Source organism: Mycobacterium bohemicum DSM 44277 (assembly GCF_001053185.1).
In the GTDB taxonomy this organism is placed as follows: domain Bacteria; phylum Actinomycetota; class Actinomycetes; order Mycobacteriales; family Mycobacteriaceae; genus Mycobacterium; species Mycobacterium bohemicum.
Genome location: NZ_CSTD01000001.1, coordinates 1,803,744 through 1,819,073, shown reverse-complemented (window position 1 = coordinate 1,819,073; position 15,330 = coordinate 1,803,744). Strand labels below are relative to the sequence as shown.

12 protein-coding genes and 1 pseudogene are annotated in these 15,330 nt (G+C 69.2%); 6 read left to right on the top strand and 7 right to left on the bottom strand.

The window, feature by feature from the left end; all coding sequences use genetic code 11:
• The first annotated feature begins 421 nt into the window (after positions 1 to 421).
• Together BN971_RS08270 and BN971_RS08265 are read left to right on the top strand one after the other, a co-directional pair.
• A complete protein-coding gene (locus BN971_RS08270) occupies positions 422 to 1,420 on the top strand; it encodes a DUF732 domain-containing protein (RefSeq protein WP_090349918.1) in 999 nt (332 codons plus the stop codon).
• Entirely contained in the window at positions 1,380 to 1,769 is a 390-nt protein-coding gene (locus tag BN971_RS08265) for a VOC family protein (RefSeq protein ID WP_085183229.1), read from the top strand. The genes BN971_RS08270 and BN971_RS08265 overlap by 41 nt, the downstream gene beginning before the upstream one ends.
• On the opposite strand, the gene BN971_RS08260 is transcribed toward BN971_RS08265, so the two are convergent.
• The 4 genes from BN971_RS08260 to BN971_RS08245 all read right to left on the bottom strand — a co-directional run bounded on the left by BN971_RS08260 (position 1,766) and on the right by BN971_RS08245 (position 5,817).
• Positions 1,766 to 2,251, bottom strand: a complete 486-nt coding sequence (locus BN971_RS08260; protein ID WP_085183230.1) for an Rrf2 family transcriptional regulator — start codon at positions 2,249 to 2,251, stop codon at positions 1,766 to 1,768. The genes BN971_RS08265 and BN971_RS08260 overlap by 4 nt on opposite strands.
• A 61-nt stretch (positions 2,252 to 2,312) precedes the next feature.
• Positions 2,313 to 4,208, bottom strand: a complete 1,896-nt coding sequence (gene cysC, locus BN971_RS08255; RefSeq protein WP_249262710.1) for an adenylyl-sulfate kinase — start codon at positions 4,206 to 4,208, stop codon at positions 2,313 to 2,315.
• On the bottom strand, positions 4,208 to 5,140 hold the full coding sequence (cysD, locus tag BN971_RS08250; protein ID WP_085183279.1) for a sulfate adenylyltransferase subunit CysD: 933 nt from the start codon (positions 5,138 to 5,140) through the stop codon (positions 4,208 to 4,210). Before cysD ends, cysC begins: the two co-directional genes overlap by 1 nt.
• A gap of 176 nt (positions 5,141 to 5,316) precedes the next feature.
• Positions 5,317 to 5,817 carry a beta-class carbonic anhydrase gene (locus BN971_RS08245; RefSeq protein ID WP_085183232.1) on the bottom strand — a complete coding sequence of 167 codons (501 nt, stop codon included), beginning with the start codon at positions 5,815 to 5,817 and terminating at the stop codon, positions 5,317 to 5,319.
• Between the two features lie 135 nt (positions 5,818 to 5,952).
• On the opposite strand from BN971_RS08245, the gene BN971_RS08240 reads away from it, so the two are divergent.
• Genes BN971_RS08240 through BN971_RS08225 form a run of 4 tightly spaced genes read left to right on the top strand, consistent with a single transcriptional unit; the run spans position 5,953 to position 11,414 of the window.
• Positions 5,953 to 6,930, top strand: coding sequence for an ABC transporter permease (locus tag BN971_RS08240; RefSeq protein WP_085183233.1), 978 nt, complete (start codon positions 5,953 to 5,955; stop codon positions 6,928 to 6,930).
• Between the two features lie 11 nt (positions 6,931 to 6,941).
• Complete coding sequence (locus tag BN971_RS08235; RefSeq protein ID WP_085183234.1) at positions 6,942 to 7,820, top strand: ABC transporter permease; 879 nt, start codon at positions 6,942 to 6,944, stop codon at positions 7,818 to 7,820.
• Positions 7,817 to 9,655 carry an ABC transporter ATP-binding protein gene (locus BN971_RS08230; protein ID WP_085183235.1) on the top strand — a complete coding sequence of 613 codons (1,839 nt, stop codon included), beginning with the start codon at positions 7,817 to 7,819 and terminating at the stop codon, positions 9,653 to 9,655. The genes BN971_RS08235 and BN971_RS08230 overlap by 4 nt, the downstream gene beginning before the upstream one ends.
• A gap of 10 nt (positions 9,656 to 9,665) precedes the next feature.
• A complete protein-coding gene (locus BN971_RS08225; RefSeq protein ID WP_372511964.1) occupies positions 9,666 to 11,414 on the top strand; it encodes an ABC transporter family substrate-binding protein in 1,749 nt (582 codons plus the stop codon).
• On the opposite strand, the gene BN971_RS08220 is transcribed toward BN971_RS08225, so the two are convergent.
• From BN971_RS08220 to BN971_RS08210, 3 genes and pseudogenes are all read right to left on the bottom strand, one after another.
• Positions 11,411 to 12,643 carry an alpha/beta hydrolase gene (locus tag BN971_RS08220; protein WP_085183237.1) on the bottom strand — a complete coding sequence of 411 codons (1,233 nt, stop codon included), beginning with the start codon at positions 12,641 to 12,643 and terminating at the stop codon, positions 11,411 to 11,413. The genes BN971_RS08225 and BN971_RS08220 overlap by 4 nt on opposite strands.
• Positions 12,644 to 12,707: 64 nt before the next feature.
• Positions 12,708 to 14,151: pseudogene (locus BN971_RS08215) on the bottom strand (AAA family ATPase).
• Positions 14,148 to 15,287 carry a metallophosphoesterase family protein gene (locus BN971_RS08210; RefSeq protein WP_085183280.1) on the bottom strand — a complete coding sequence of 380 codons (1,140 nt, stop codon included), beginning with the start codon at positions 15,285 to 15,287 and terminating at the stop codon, positions 14,148 to 14,150. The pseudogene BN971_RS08215 and the gene BN971_RS08210 overlap by 4 nt, the downstream one beginning before the upstream one ends.
• Between the last annotated feature and the right edge of the window lie 43 nt (positions 15,288 to 15,330).

Below are 15,330 nucleotides of genomic sequence, written 5' to 3'. Positions count from 1 at the left end.
CGTCATGGGTCATTGCTCAAAAACCCGCTCGACCGGCGCGACGAAGCTCTATCGGAACTGACGGCGGCCCTTGACGGGTGTCGCCGCACCTATGCCCGCCTCGCGCGCAGGTGTAGAAAAGGATCATGGCGCCTGATTGCGGCTATGCCATTCGTTTCCCCGTCGCCGCTTGCGATCTGCACGTAAGCGACGCGAATCCAGGTTCGTTCGGCCAGCAATGGATTCCTGCTCGGCTAGAGGGTGCGTCCACCTAGAACGCGCGCCACCAGCACCGACAGCACGTCCCGGCTGCCGGACAGTCGAAGGCATCTGCTTTTCAGCTACGCGAGCCCGGCGGCACCTGAATGGGCACCTATGCGTGCGAGCGGATCACGACCCTAAGCCTTCTGGTGACGGCCCAACAGAACGGAAACCCCTCTCCATGTTCACTGGCATGATCAACCATTCCGGCGCCCTGATCGGCACCATCTTGGTGTTGACGGGCGCCGCAACTGTTTACGGCGGCGCGGCGACCGCCGACACGAATCAAGACGATCAATTCCTGGCGTTGCTTGACGCGGAAAACATCCCCGCGCTCGAGAATGTGCCGAGCCTCATCGCGTCAGCCCACCGAGACTGCCGCAGACTCGATTCCGGCGTTCCGGTGGCCGAGGTGGTGCGCGAGAAGGTGAACGATGCCTACAACGTGGACCCGGGCGAGCGCGGATACCCCATCGACCGCCTCGCTCGCACCATGACCCTGTTCGTCACGGCGGCGGTGGATGCCTATTGCCCAAACAACAGGGGCAAGATCGCCTCCATCGCGGCTAATCCCGCTCTGGGATCCAGCGGTCCGGCTGCATACACGCGCACGGCGGTGGACTGGGGAACCGGTCTCGGGGAGCCGACGAGCTTCGCGGCGGCACGCGGGTGGGTGCTCGCCGCGTCGATCGGTACGGTTCCTTCCGGAGATCTGACCATGCCGGATCCGCCGACCCCCCTACCGTCGCCGCCCGCGGACCAGATCCGGACGCCACACCGGGCGATCGCGGCGCAGCCGCGACCGCAGCAGCCGCCGCCGCCGCCAAAACAGCCGCCCCCTCCGCCGAAGCAGCCGCCCCCTGCGCCCCAAGAGCCGCAGCCGCCTGCGGCTGGACCTCAGCCGGGGAACGCCGTGGGCGGTGGCGGTGGCAACGCCGGCGGCCAGGCGGCGGTGGCGGTGCAGGTGGCGCGGGCGGTGGCGGTCAGGCGGAGCCGCCCATGGGGCCGGGCTTCGTCAGGCTCGCGCCGTAAGAACCAGACCGCCGCATCGCCCGGGAGTGCGCGAGGTTCCCCGGTGGGGTGTGCTTCATGGCCGCCGCCGGCCCGCCTGCGCGCGCGTCGAGGTGTAGGGAGGAACCATGGCAATCCGCTTCAACCACACGATCGTAGCGTCGCGTGACAAGCATGCGTCGGCGAGTTTCCTGGCCGAGCTGTTCGGACTCCCGGACCCGCAGCCGTTCGGCCATTTCATGGCGGTCGGACTGGAACACGGCGCCACGCTCGACTACGCCGACGTGCCCGCCGGGGAGGAGATCCGCCGCCAGCACTACGCGTTCCTGGTGTCCGACGAGGACTTCGACGCGATTTACGGGAAGATCCGCTCGCGCGGCCTGCAGCATTGGGCCGACCCCCGCCAGCAACGGCCCGGCGAGATCAACCGAAACCACGGCGGGCGCGGGGTGTATTTCCTGGACCCGTCGGGGCACGCGATGGAGATCCTCACCCGCGCCTACGGCTCGGCCGGCTAATCCCCGCTGCGGACGGACCCGTGCCGGAGCCGCTCCTGGCCCCGGTACGCGTCGGCCATCCGCGCGACATGCTCGGGCAGCCGGCCGCTGGCGACGTCGGCCAGGGTGGTCTCCTCCAACACCGACCGCATGCTTGCCCGCAAGGCCCGCCACACGTCGGCCAGCGGTGCCGTGGGGCCGGAGTAGGGCAGGTCGCCGAGCCCGATGTCGCGGACGCTGGCCAGCGGACCGTCGATGCAGCGCAGGACGTCGGCGATGCTGATCTCGCTGCCGGGGCGGGCGAGTTCGTACCCGCCTTCGCGCCCGCGATGGCTGCGCACCAGGCGGTCGGTGCGCAGGTTGGTCAGGATGTCGACGAGGAACTGCGGCGGGATGCCTTGCGCCTGAGCCAAGTCGTCGGTCTTGACCAGCGTGCCACCCTCGACCGTCGCGAGCTGCACCATGGCCCGCACCGCGTATTCCGCCTTGGCTGACATGCGCACAACTCTGGATTGTGCCACCCCGGGCGGGAAATCCCGCCCAAGCTGGTCGCCGCCCTCTAACTCAGCGGCGATCGCGAGCGCGGCGCAGCCGGGCGAAGCGGGTCGCCGCCATCGAACTCAGCGGCGATCGCAGGAGGTCGACGACCAGTTGCGCCTGCTCCTCGACGGTGCGGTCGGGGGTGAGCCGCAGCTCGGGATTCGCCGGCGGCTGATACGGGCTGTCGATCCCGGTGAACTGGGTGATTTCCCCCGCGCGCGCTTTGGCGTATAGGCCCTTGGGATCACGCCGCTCACACTCGTCGATGGGGGTGTCGCAGAAGACCTCGACGAAGTCAAGGCCGGCCTCGCCGTGCACCTGGCGGGCCAGTTCTCGTTGCTCGGCCAGCGGGCTGATCGCCGGCACAAGCACCATCTGGCCGGAATCGGCGAGCAGGGCCGCCACATGAGCGAGCCGGCGCAGATTCTCCGCGCGGTCGTCCATGCTGAAGCCCAAGTCGGCGTTCAGGCCGTGACGCAGGTTGTCGCCGTCGAGAACGTAGGCCGGCGTGCCGCTTTCGAGCAGGATCTGCTCGACCAGCATGGCCACCGACGACTTTCCGGAACCGGACAGGCCGGTGAACCAAACCGTGTTGCCCCGCGTCCGGGCCTCGGCGATCGCGGACGACTTGTGCCGCACGGTGTTCGGGCTGGCCGCCTGCGCCGAGGCGTCGCGCAACACCATGCCCGCGGCCACCGTGCCGTTGGTGTTGGGGTCGATGAGGATGAAGGAGCCCGTGCTGGCGTTGCGGGTGTACTCATCGAGCAGCAAGGGTACCTGGGTGCGCAACGAGATGCGGCCAAGTTCGTTGAGCTGCAACGCCGTTGCGGACTTGTCGCGATGCAGGGTGTTGACGTCGAGCTGGTAACCCAAGGCGGTCACCCGGGCGCGGGTCGTCCGGGTGGTGTGCTTGATGAGGTACTCGCGGCCCGGCTCCAGCGCGGCGTTGTCGGCCATCCAGCACACGGTCGCGTCGAAGTCCTGGGCGATCCTGGGCTGGTTGTTGGTGCGGGCGATCATGTCGCCGCGCGAGATGTCGATCTCGTCGGCCAGGCTCACCGAGACGGCCATCGGCGGAAACGCTTCTTCCACAGGGCCGTTCGGCCCGTCGATCGCGGTAATCCGGGTCGTCTTGCCGACCGGCAACACGACCACCTCGTCGCCGGGGCGCATCACCCCGCTGGCCACGGTGCCGGCGTAGCTGCGGTGGTCCTGATGATCGAGGGTGTGCGGCCGGATGACGTACTGGACCGGGAACCGCACGTCGACCATGTTGCGGTCGCCGGCGATGTAGACCTCTTCCAGATGCGACAACAGCGACGGTCCCTCGTACCACGGAGTCTTGTCGGACTTGGTCACCACGTTGTCGCCATGCAGCGCTGAGAGCGGGATGGTGGCGACGTCGTGCACGTCGAGCCGCGCGGCGAACGCGTGGAACTCGTCGCGGATCGCCTCGAACTTCTCCCTGTCCCAACCGATCAGGTCCATCTTGTTGACCGCCAGCACCACGTGCCGGATGCCCAGCAGCGACGCCAGGAACGCGTGCCGGCGGGACTGCTCGAGCAGGCCGTGTCGGGCATCGACCAACACGATCACCAACTGGGCCGTCGACGCCCCGGTCACCATGTTGCGGGTGTACTGGATGTGGCCGGGGGTGTCGGCGATGATGAATTTCCGCTTGGGAGTGGCGAAGTAGCGGTAGGCGACGTCGATGGTGATGCCCTGTTCGCGTTCGGCCCGAAGGCCGTCGGTCACCAGCGCGAGGTCGGTGTAGTCGTGGCCGCGATCCTTGGATGTCTGCTCGACGGCCGCCCACTGGTCTTCCATCACGGCTTTGGAGTCATAGAGCAGGCGCCCGATCAGGGTGGACTTGCCGTCATCGACCGAACCGGCCGTCGCCAACCGAAGCAGCGTCGTCATCAGAAGTAGCCCTGTCGCTTGCGGTCTTCCATGCCGGCTTCCGAGATGCGGTCGTCGGCGCGGGTCGCGCCCCGCTCGGTGAGCCGGGACACCGCGGTCTCGGCGATGACTTCGGACACCGTCGCGGCGTGCGACTCCACGCAACCGGTGCAGGTGACGTCGCCGACGGTGCGGAACCGCACGGTGGCCTCGAAGACGGGCTCGTCGGCGCGCGGGTGCATGTGCCGGTCCACCGCCAGCAGCATGCCGTCGCGACGAAATACGTTGCGGCGGTGCGCGAAATAGATGGAAGGCAACTTGATCTTCTCCGCCCCGATGTAGGACCAGATGTCGAACTCGGTCCAGTTGGACAAGGGGAAGACCCGGATGTGTTCGCCCTTGTGGTGCCGGCCGTTGTAGATGTTCCACAGCTCGGGCCGTTGCGCCTTGGGGTCCCACTGCCCGAACTCGTCGCGGAAGCTGAACACCCGCTCCTTGGCGCGGGCCTTCTCCTCGTCGCGACGGGCGCCGCCGAACGCGGCGTCGAACTTGTTCTCCCGGATCGCGCGCAGCAGGGTGACCGTCTGGATCGGGTTGCGCGACGGGATGGGCTCCACCACCCGCCCGGCGTCGATGTCCTCCTGCACCGAGGCCACCACCAGCCGGACGCCTGACTCGGCGACCAGCTCGTCGCGGGTGGCGATCACCTCATCGAAGTTGTGGCCGGTGTCGACGTGCATCACCGGAAACGGCAGCCGGCCCGGCCGGAAGGCCTTGAGCGCCAGGTGCAGCATCACGATGGAGTCCTTGCCGCCGGAGAACAGGAGCACAGGCCGCTCGAATTCGGCGGCCACCTCCCGGATGATGTGGATGGCCTCGGCCTCCAGAGAGCGCAGATGGCTCAATTCGTACTGGCCCGCGGCGGCGGGCCCGGCCTTCACGGCGGTGGGCATGGGTTTCCCGTCCATCATTTCTGGTAGATTTGACCAAGTTTACTTTTATTGCCATCTATAAAATCAGGCGGCGGCGCCGTTGTCAATCTGTCAATGGGTTGGCGGGCACGAGCAGTCGCAGAATCGCAGGGATTCGGGTCGAATCGTGCGATTCCGCGTCTGCTCGGCAGTGGCGGCTAGAGCGTGACTTCGTCGAGCTTTCCGGTGGCGACGTCGAAGACGAAGCCGCGCAGTGACACGTGCTTGGTGACGAACGGGCTGTTCTCGATCCGCCGCAGCGACTGCCGGACGTCGTCGGCGACGTCCGGGAAGGCCTCGGCCGCCCACGGCGGCTTGACCCCGGTCTCGTCCTGGATGGCGCGCTTGAACTCGTCGTCGGCGAAGGTGAGCATCCCGCAGTCGGTGTGGTGGATCAGGATGATCTCCCGGGTGCCCAGCAGTCGCTGGCTGATCGCCAGCGAGCGGATCACGTCGTCGGTGACCACTCCCCCGGCGTTGCGGATGACGTGGGCCTCGCCGTCGTCCAGGCCGAGGAGCCGATAGACGTCGAGTCGCGCGTCCATGCAGGCGACCACCGCGACATGCTTGCTCGGGGGCATCGGCAGCGGGCCACGGGAGACTGGGAAGCTGCCCGCGTAGTCGGCGTTGTTGGCCAGATAGTCGTCGGTGACCGTCACTCGCCCCTCCTCGGGTTGTCGCGATGGATGCTAACCGGGGGTCGCCCGTAATTCATCCATGAGAATCAGCCGGATCACAAGCATGGAATCGGCTCGTTAACCTGTCCTCATGCGACGGCGGCGGCACGGTCAGGCATGATCCGATTCCTGGCGCGCCGGTTGCTCAACTACGTGCTGCTGCTGGCGCTGGCGTCGTTTCTGACCTATTGCCTGACCTCACTGACCTTTTCGCCGCTGGACAGCCTGCTGCAGCGCAACCCGCGGCCGCCGCAGGCCGTCATCGACGCCAAGGCCCATGCGCTCGGCCTGGACGTGCCCATTCCGCTGCGCTACGTGCACTGGGCATCGCACGCGGTGCAGGGCGACTTCGGCACGACCATCACCGGGCAGCCGGTCGGCGCCACGCTGTGGCGACGCGTCGGCGTCACCCTGCGGCTGCTGGTCATCGGGTCGGTGACGGGCACCGCGCTGGGCATCGCCGCCGGGGCGTGGGGCGCCATCCGCCAGTACCGGATCAGTGACCGCGTCGTCACCATGGCCGCGCTGCTGGTCCTGAGCACGCCGAGCTTCGTGATCGCCAACCTGCTGATCCTCGGCGGGCTCCGGGCGAACTGGGCCCTGGGCGTCCACCTCTTCGACTACACCGGTGAGACGTCGCCCGGGGTGACCGGCGGGGCCTGGGACCACATGCTGGACCGGTTGCGGCATCTGATCCTGCCCTCGCTGACGCTGGCGCTGATGGCCGCCGCCGGCTACAGCCGGTATCAGCGCAACGCGATGCTCGACGTGCTGGGCCAGGACTTCATCCGCACCGCCCGCGCCAAGGGGCTCACCCGCCGGCGCGCACTCATCAAACACGGGCTGCGGACGGCGCTGATCCCGCTGGCCACGCTGTTCGCCTACGGCGTGGCCGGGCTGGTCACCGGGGCGGTGTTCGTCGAGAAGATCTTCGGCTGGCACGGGATGGGCGAATGGCTGGTGCAGGGCATCACCGCGCAGGACACCAACATCATCGCCGCAATCACCCTGTTCTCGGGAACCGTCGTGCTGCTGGCCGGGCTGCTCTCCGACGTCTTCTACGCGGCTTTGGACCCCAGGGTGCGGGTGTCGTGAGCGCCCACGGGATGACGGGTTCGGGCGTAGCGGCGTTCACGTCGCGCCGCACCCTGGTGCTGCGCCGCTTCGTCCGCCACCGAGTCGCCGTGGCGTCGCTGGCGCTGCTCGTGCTGCTGTTCGTCGGCTGCTACGCGCTGCCCGCGGCGCTGCCGTACTCCTACAACGACCTGGATTTCGACGCGCTGCTGCAGCCACCCAACGGCCGGCACTGGCTGGGCACCAACGCGCTCGGCCAGGACCTGCTGGCCCAGATCCTGCGCGGGATGCAGAAGTCGATGCTGATCGGCGTCTGCGTGGCGTTCATCTCGACCGGTATCGCCGCCACCGTCGGGTCGGTCGCGGGATACTTCGGCGGCTGGCGCGACCGGGCGCTCATGTGGCTGGTGGACCTGCTGCTGGTGGTCCCCGCCTTCATCCTCATCGCGATCGTCACGCCACGAACCAAGAACTCCGCCAACATCTTTCTGCTCGTGCTGCTGCTGGCCGGCTTCGGCTGGATGGTCAGCTCCCGCATGGTGCGCGGGATGACCATGAGCCTGCGTGACCGCGAATTCATCAGGGCCGCGAGGTATATGGGCGTCTCCAGCCGCCGGATCATCGTCGGCCATGTGGTGCCCAACGTGGCGTCCATCCTGATCATCGACGCGGCGTTGAACGTCGCCTCGGCCATCCTGGCCGAGACCAGCCTGAGCTACCTGGGCTTCGGCATCCAGCCGCCCGATGTGTCGCTGGGAACGCTGATCGCCAACGGCACCCAGTCGGCAACCACGTTCCCATGGGTGTTCCTCTTCCCGGCGGGCGTGCTGGTGCTGATCCTGGTGTGCGCCAACCTGACCGGCGACGGCCTGCGCGACGCGCTCGACCCGGGCAGCGGGCCGCACCGGTGAGCGCGCTGCTCGAAGTGACCGACCTGGCCGTCGAATTCCCCACCGACGGCCTGCCGGTGACCGCGGTGCGCGGCATCAGCTACCGCGTCGACCCGGGGGAAGTGGTCGCCATGGTCGGCGAATCGGGATCGGGAAAATCGGTGTCGGCCATGGCTGTCGTGGGCCTGCTTCCGGAGTACGCCCGGGTCCACGGATCCGTCCGGCTGCACGGCACCGAACTGCTCGGGCTCCCCGACCCCGCGATGTCGCGCTTTCGCGGCAAGGCGGTCGGCATGGTGTTCCAGGACCCGATGTCCGCGCTGACACCCGTCTACACCGTCGCCGATCAGATCGCCGAGGCGATCGGCGTGCACCAGCCGCGTGTCGGGAAGAAGGCCGCCCGCCACCGCGCGGTCGAACTGCTTGACTTGGTCGGCATTTCGCAGCCCGAGCGGCGCGCCCGTGCGTTCCCGCACGAGCTGTCCGGCGGCGAACGCCAGCGGGTGGTGATCGCGATGGCGATCGCCAACGACCCCGACCTGCTGATCTGCGACGAGCCCACCACGGCGCTCGACGTCACCGTGCAGGCGCAGATCCTCGAAGTGCTCAAGACCGCACGCGACGTCACCGGCGCCGGCGTGCTGATCATCACCCACGACCTGGGCGTGGTCGCGGAGTTCGCCGACCGCGCGCTGGTGATGTACGCCGGGCGGGTCGTCGAGTCCGCCGGCGTGGACGACCTCTACCGGGACCGCCAAATGCCCTACACCGTCGGGCTATTGGGCTCGGTGCCCCGGCTCAACGCCGTCCAGGGAACCCGGCTGGTGCCCATTCCCGGCGCCCCGCCGTCGCTGGTCGGCCTGGGGCCGGGATGTCCGTTCGCGCCGCGCTGCCCGCTGGTCATCGACGAATGCCGTTCCGCGGAGCCGGATCTGATCCAGGTGGGGACCGGTCACCGCGCGGCGTGCATCCGCACCGACATGGTCGACGGGCGCAGCGCCGCCGACATCTACGGCGTCAACACCGAGGCGCCCGCGGCGGTGGCCGGTGACTCGTCGGTGATCGTGCGGGTGCGCGACCTGGTCAAGACCTACCGGCTGACCAAGGGTGTGGTGTTCCGCCGCGCTGTCGGGGAGGTCCGCGCCGTCGACGGTGTGAGCTTCGAGCTGCGTCAGGGACGGACCCTGGGCATCGTCGGCGAGTCGGGCTCCGGCAAGTCCACCACATTGCACGAGATCCTGGAATTGACCGCCCCGCAATCGGGTTCGATCGAGGTGTTGGGCAGCGACGTCTCGGCGCTCAGCGCGTCGGCCCGGCGAGCGCTGCGCCGCGACATCCAGGTGGTGTTCCAGGACCCGGTGGCCTCGCTGGACCCCCGGCTGCCGGTCTATGAGTTGCTCGCCGAACCGTTGCTGGCCAACGGGTTCGGTAAGGACGACACGAACGGCCGCGTCGCCGAACTGCTCGAGATCGTGGGCCTGCGCCGCGCCGACGCGGTCCGCTATCCCGCCGAGTTCTCCGGCGGGCAGAAGCAGCGCATCGGCATCGCCCGCGCGCTGGCGCTGCAGCCGAAGATCCTCGCGCTCGACGAGCCGGTGTCCGCGCTCGACGTCTCCATCCAGGCGGGGATCATCAACCTGCTGCTCGACCTGCAGGACGAATTCGGCCTGTCGTATCTGTTTGTTTCCCATGATCTTTCGGTGGTCAGGCACCTCGCGCACGAGGTGGTGGTGATGCATGCGGGCGCGATCGTGGAGCAGGGTGACAGCGAGCAGGTGTTCAACGATCCGCAACACGACTACACACGCCGGCTGCTGGGCGCTGTGCCGCAGCCGGATCCGGGGGACCGTGTCTAGCGCGGCGGGTCTGGCTCGGCGTCGAGCCTGCGGCCAGGGCGCCGAGCCTGCGCCCAGGGCGTCGTCGAAGGTGGATTTCGCGCCATGGGCGCAGACTCGGCGACGGGTCGTGAGCGCGGTCGCCGTCGCGCTGCTGGGGCTCACCGGATGCTCGCCCGCCATCGACCTGACGCCGCCGAGCGGGAACAACGCCCAGGTAGGCTCGACCAGCGACGTCAACCCGCAGGACCCAGCCACGCTGCGCGACGGCGGCAACCTGCGGCTCGCACTCAGCGACTTCCCGCCCAACTTCAACATCCTGAGCATCGACGGCAACTCCGCCGAGGTCGCGGGGATGATGAAGGCCACCCTGCCGCGGGCGTTCGTCATCGGCCCCGACGGTTCGACGACCGTCGACACCGACTACTTCACCAGCGTCGAACTCACCGGCACCAACCCGCAGGTGGTCACCTACACGATCAACCCCAAAGCGGTGTGGTCCGACGGCACGCCCATCACCTGGCGGGACATCGCGGCCCAGATCCACGCGCTGAGCGGCGCGGACAAGGCCTTCGAGATCGCGGGTCCCAGCGGCGCGGACCGCGTCGCGTCGGTGACCCGCGGCGTCGACGACCGCCAGGCGGTCATGACCTTCGCCCAGCCCTATGCCGAGTGGCGGGGCATGTTCGCCGGCAACGGCATGCTGCTGCCCGCGAGCATGACGGAAACGCCCGAGGCTTTCAACAAGGGACAGCTCGACGGCCCCGGACCCTCGGCCGGCCCGTTCATCGCCTCCTCGCTGGACCGGACCACCCAGCGAATCACGCTGACCCGCAACCCGAAATGGTGGGGGCCGCGCCCACGCCTGGACAGCATCACCTACCTTGTGCTCGACGACGCGGCGCGGATCCCGGCGCTGCAGAACAACACGATCGACGCCACCGGGGTCGGCACCGTGGACCAGCTGACCATCGCGCGGCGCACCAAGGGCGTCTCGATCCGGCGCGCGCCGGCGCCGAGCTGGTCACACTTCACCTTCAACGGTGCCAAGGGGTCGATCCTGGCCGACAAGGCGCTGCGCCTGGCGGTGTCCAAGGGCATCGACCGCCAGACCATCGCCAAGGTTGTCCAGTACGGCCTCACCAGCCACCCGGTGGCGCTGGGCAACCATATCTATGTCGCCGGGCAGGAGGGCTATCAGGACAACAGCGGCGTCGACCCCTACGACCCCGAGCAGGCCCGGCGCGAGCTCGACGCCCTCGGGTGGAAGCTCAATGGCCGGTTCCGCGAGAAGGATGGCCGCCAGCTCGTCGTGCGCTACCTGTTCTATGACGCCCAGGGCGGTCGGCAGTTCGCCGAGATCGCGCAACACGACCTCGCCCAGATCGGCGTCAGGCTCGATCTCATCGCGCGTTCGGGCAGCGGCTTTTTCACCAACTACGTCAACGTCGGGGCGTTCGACATCGCCAGCTTCGGCTGGCTCGGCGACGCGTTTCCCCTGTCGTCGCTGACTCAGATCTACCAGTCCGACGGGGCCAGCAATTTCGGCAAGATCGGCAGCCCGGAGATCGACGCCGCGATCGAGCGGACGCTGGAGGAGCTCGACCCCGCCAAGGCGCGGGCGCTGGCCAACGAGCTCGACAAGCTCATCTGGGCCGAGGGGTTCAGCCTGCCGCTGACCCAGTCGCCCGGGGACGTCGCGGTGCGCAGCACGCTGGCCAACTTCGGTGCGCCGGGCCTGGGCGACTTGAACTACGCGGCAATCGGATTCATGCGTTAGCGGATCCGGCGCCGCCAGGGGGCCGGCAGGACCGCCTCGAGCGCGGCGGCCCACCCGACCGCCTTCCACAGCAGCCGCACCTCCGGGCGTGCCGGAAGGGCATCCAGGGCCGGCGCCCGGGCGGCGAGCCCGTCGACCTCGCCGCGAAAGACCGCGCGCGCGATGGCCAGCGCGGCGGGCTCGCGGAAGTCCAGCGCACTGTGGGCCATCGTCGGCAGCTTCAGCAGCACGGCGTTCGGCAGCAGCGACGCGACGCGCTCGGCCACCGCGGGTGGGGTGATGAGGTCGCGGCCGCCCGAGATCACCACGACGGGCCAGGTGAAGTTCGGCAGCTCCGAGGGAAGATCATAGGGCTCGTCTTCGAATGTCGCGGTCTGCGTGCGGGTTTCACGTTCGGCGACTGCGGGGTCCAGCGGCAGGCCGTCGGGCTGCGCGGCGTAGTCGAGCTCGCGGAACGCGATGCGGCTCACCAGCTCTTCCTCGTAACGGAACGGCAGATAGCTCAGGGTGGTGAACCGGGAAAGCGCCCACCACAGCAGCTTTCGCCCGTCCAGCAACAGGTCGAGTTGTCGCTCGAGCAGCGCCGCTCCCCCGTAGCCGTAGACGGTCGCGACGACCTGGGTTGCGGACGCGGTCATCACGCCGGCGTCGACGAGCTTGCGCATTTTCGATGCCAGAGCGACGGTTTCGGGGCTGGCGCCCTTGAGTAGCAACCGGCGGATCGCGCGGCGCACGATCACGATGTCATGCCTGGACAGCAGCGGCGAGTCCAGGATCATCGCCCGCACCCGCCCCGGATGGCGCACGCCGACGCCGGCGGCGATGTACGTGCCGTACGACGAGCCGTAGATGACAGCCGACTCGACCTTCGCGTCGTCGAGCACCGCCGCCACGTCGTCGACGACCTGGTTGACGCTGATCGCTTCCAGCGGCAGGTCCGCGCCGGAGTCGTCGTGGCGCGACATTCCCACGCCGCGGTGCTCGATCATGATGACGTCGAGCCCCGCGGCGGCGGCGCGGCGCCGCAGCCCCTTGTACATCTGCACCGACGCCACCCCGGGGCCACCGGGGATGATCACCAGCGGGTGCACGGACTTTCGTCCCGTGCGCACGTAGTACAGGTCGAAGTCCTCGGCGCTGTCGGGAGAGACCGGCCGCCTGACCGGGCGCACGCCGGGCAATTTCGCGAGCCTGTCCTGCCGGCGGCGGCGCTTCGCGTCCATCGTCATCGGTATCGGCCCGCCATAGACCCCATTGTGCCGACAGCCGCGCCCGGTTCGCGAGCCGCCGGTGCTAACCGCTCAGGTCGATGCGGTGTGCGCCCTTGACGGCGTCATACCGATCGGGGCTGCAGGTCAGCACGATCACCTGCCCGTGGGCGCCCATGGTGTCGAACACCTCGCCCATCTTGGCCAGCCGGTCGGGATCGGTGAAGCCGAGCGCGTCGTCGACCACCACCGGCACGGTGTCCTCCTTGGCGACCAGCGCCGCGCCGGCCAGCCGCGCCAGAATGCCGAGTTGCTCTTTGGCCCCGCCCGACAGGGATTCATAGGGCACGGTGACGCCGTTGAGCGTCCGGTTGCGGATGCACAGGTCGCTGTCGACGTCGACCTCGAAGGTCGGGCCGAACACGGGCCGGCCGAGCCGCTGCAATTCGCTGCGGTAGGGCTCGACATACCGCAGCCGGGTGGTGTCGCGATGGCGGGCCATCACCGAGCGCAGCAGCTGCGCGGCCCGGGCCCGGCTGCCCACGCGGGCGTGCTCTGCGGCGGCGTGCTCGCGCTCGGTCTGCGCGGCGTCGAGCTGGCCCTGGCGGCCCTCGCCGCCCAGCACCGAGAGCCGGATGTCGATCTCCCTCAACCCCCCGGCGGCCTGTTCGTAGCGCTCGCTCAGCGCGTCGGCTTCTTCCGAGGCGGCGGCCAATTCGCCGGCGTTCGGCCTCGCGCGCCTGGCCGGTGAGTTCGGCGACCCTGTCGGCGGCCGCCCGTGCGGCGGCTAGCCGCGGGGCGACGGCGATCCGCTGCGCCGACAGCTCCGCCACCTGCTCGGTGAGCACGGCGTGGCGGGATACCAATTCGTCCACCTCGGCCACCTTCGCCGCGCACTCCGCGACCGCGGCGTCGGCGGCGTCGAGGCGGGCGATCGCGGCGGACCACTCGCCGGTGGGGCGGCCCGTCGCGGTGAAATACCGTGCGTACTCCGCGTCGATCCGCTCGATGAGCAGCGGCTCGCTGCCCGACAGCGCCGCATCGTCACCGGCCGCCACGTCCAGGGCGCGCGACAGCGCGTCGCAGCCGGACAGGTCCACCGCGGCGGTCGATGTGGACTGCAGCACCCGCTGGGCGTGCCACAGGTCGTTGTCCACCGTCTCGGCCAGCATCGCGCGGACCCGGTCGTGGGCCTCGTCCCCGGTCAACTGCTCGCGGCGGGGCGCCAGCACCGTCAGCTCCGTCTCGCACTTCTTGTGGAACCGCTTGCGGTAGACGAAACGGTAAGTGCCGCAGCTGATCTCGGCCAAGACCTCGGAGCCGACGTCGCTATGGGTGGGCTTGACCTGCTTGACTTCCTTCTTCGTCGAACGGTCCTTGGACTCGAGCAGCAGGTCGAGCGCCTCGATCATCGACGACTTGCCGATTTCGTTGGCCCCGCAGACGACCACCACGCCGTGGTCGGGGAACTGGATGTCGCGATGGGCGATGCCGCGGTAGTTGGTCAGGACCAACCGGTGCAGCTTCATGCGGCCCCCCGATCAGCCAGGCGCAGCAGCAACGCCAGCGCGGCCTGCGCGTCGGCCGCCGAACCCGAATCCCCATCGCGCGCCGTCGCCACCAGCTCGTCGACGGCCGCGGCGGCGAATCCCCCGATGCCGAGATCGCTGAACTCGCCGTCGGCGGGGATGACCGCCAGGTCGGTGCGGCGTTCCCACAGGCCCAGCCAGGCGAACAACCGCGCGTACTTGTCCAGGCAGGCGTCCAGCGCGGCGCGGTCGGTCACCGTCAGCGAGCCGGTGAGCGCCAGCCGCACCACCGTCCGGTCCTTGTCGGTCAACAGGTCGAGGTTCACGTCGAGGTCGGCGACGTCGCGGCCGGTGTCGACCTGGCGGTGCAGGGTGACGAACCGCCAACGGCCCACGTGGCGGGGTTCCACGGTGACGCCCTGCTCGTCCACGTCGACGACGAGCACGTGGCCGGGATCGGATTCCACGTCGTCGAAGTTGGTGACCTCCGGCGCGCCGGAGTACCACACGCGTCCGCTGCCGCCGACTCTGGTGAGGGAATGCTTGTCCCCGAGCGCGGCGTAATGCAGCACGCCGCGGGCCAGCGCGTCCTCGAGGGCGGCGAGCCGGATCAGCGAGGGCTTGTCCCGGTCGGGGTCCAGGACGTCCACACCGCCGTGGGCGAGGAGGATCCGGGTGGCGGGGCCGGGCGCCAGGCCGTCGAGGACGTCGGCGACCAGGTCGGTGGTGGGGGCCTTCGACCGCCACGGGGCGGCGACGATCTCCACGCCGGGGCGCACCTGGTGAACGCCGGCGCGGTCGAGCACGATCACGTTCTCCGGGCGCTCCGCGGTGAACAGCGGGCCGGTGTACACCGACGCGGCGTCCAGCGGATCGTGGTTGCCAGGCAGCAGATAGACGGGAATCCCGATGGCGCGCATGGCTTCCAGGGACTGGCCGATGACTTGGGGGGAGAGCTGGTTGTGCTCGAAGACGTCACCGGCGACGACCACGAACTCGGCTCCGGTCTCGGCGGCCAGCGCGCCGAGACCGGCCACCGCGTCGCGGCGGGCCGCCGAGAACCGCGGCTGCGCGTCGCCGGCGAGGAAGTGGCGGGTCATGCCCAGCTGCCAGTCTGCGGTGTGCAGGAATCGCATGGCGGCCACTCCTTTCGGGCCCTTCAGGGATCACGGCGATCGG

What these genes read in the sequence shown, in the direction of transcription:
- BN971_RS08270 (WP_090349918.1), top strand. Translation starts at nt 422, where the DNA reads ATGTTCACTGGCATGATCAACCATTCCGGCGCCCTGATCGGCACCATC.
- BN971_RS08265 (WP_085183229.1), top strand. Translation starts at nt 1,380, where the DNA reads ATGGCAATCCGCTTCAACCACACGATCGTAGCGTCGCGTGACAAGCAT.
- cysC (WP_249262710.1), bottom strand. Translation starts at nt 4,208, where the DNA reads ATGACGACGCTGCTTCGGTTGGCGACGGCCGGTTCGGTCGATGACGGC.
- cysD (WP_085183279.1), bottom strand. Translation starts at nt 5,140, where the DNA reads ATGCCCACCGCCGTGAAGGCCGGGCCCGCCGCCGCGGGCCAGTACGAA.
- BN971_RS08240 (WP_085183233.1), top strand. Translation starts at nt 5,953, where the DNA reads ATGATCCGATTCCTGGCGCGCCGGTTGCTCAACTACGTGCTGCTGCTG.
- BN971_RS08235 (WP_085183234.1), top strand. Translation starts at nt 6,942, where the DNA reads ATGACGGGTTCGGGCGTAGCGGCGTTCACGTCGCGCCGCACCCTGGTG.
- BN971_RS08220 (WP_085183237.1), bottom strand. Translation starts at nt 12,643, where the DNA reads ATGACGATGGACGCGAAGCGCCGCCGCCGGCAGGACAGGCTCGCGAAA.
- BN971_RS08210 (WP_085183280.1), bottom strand. Translation starts at nt 15,287, where the DNA reads ATGCGATTCCTGCACACCGCAGACTGGCAGCTGGGCATGACCCGCCAC.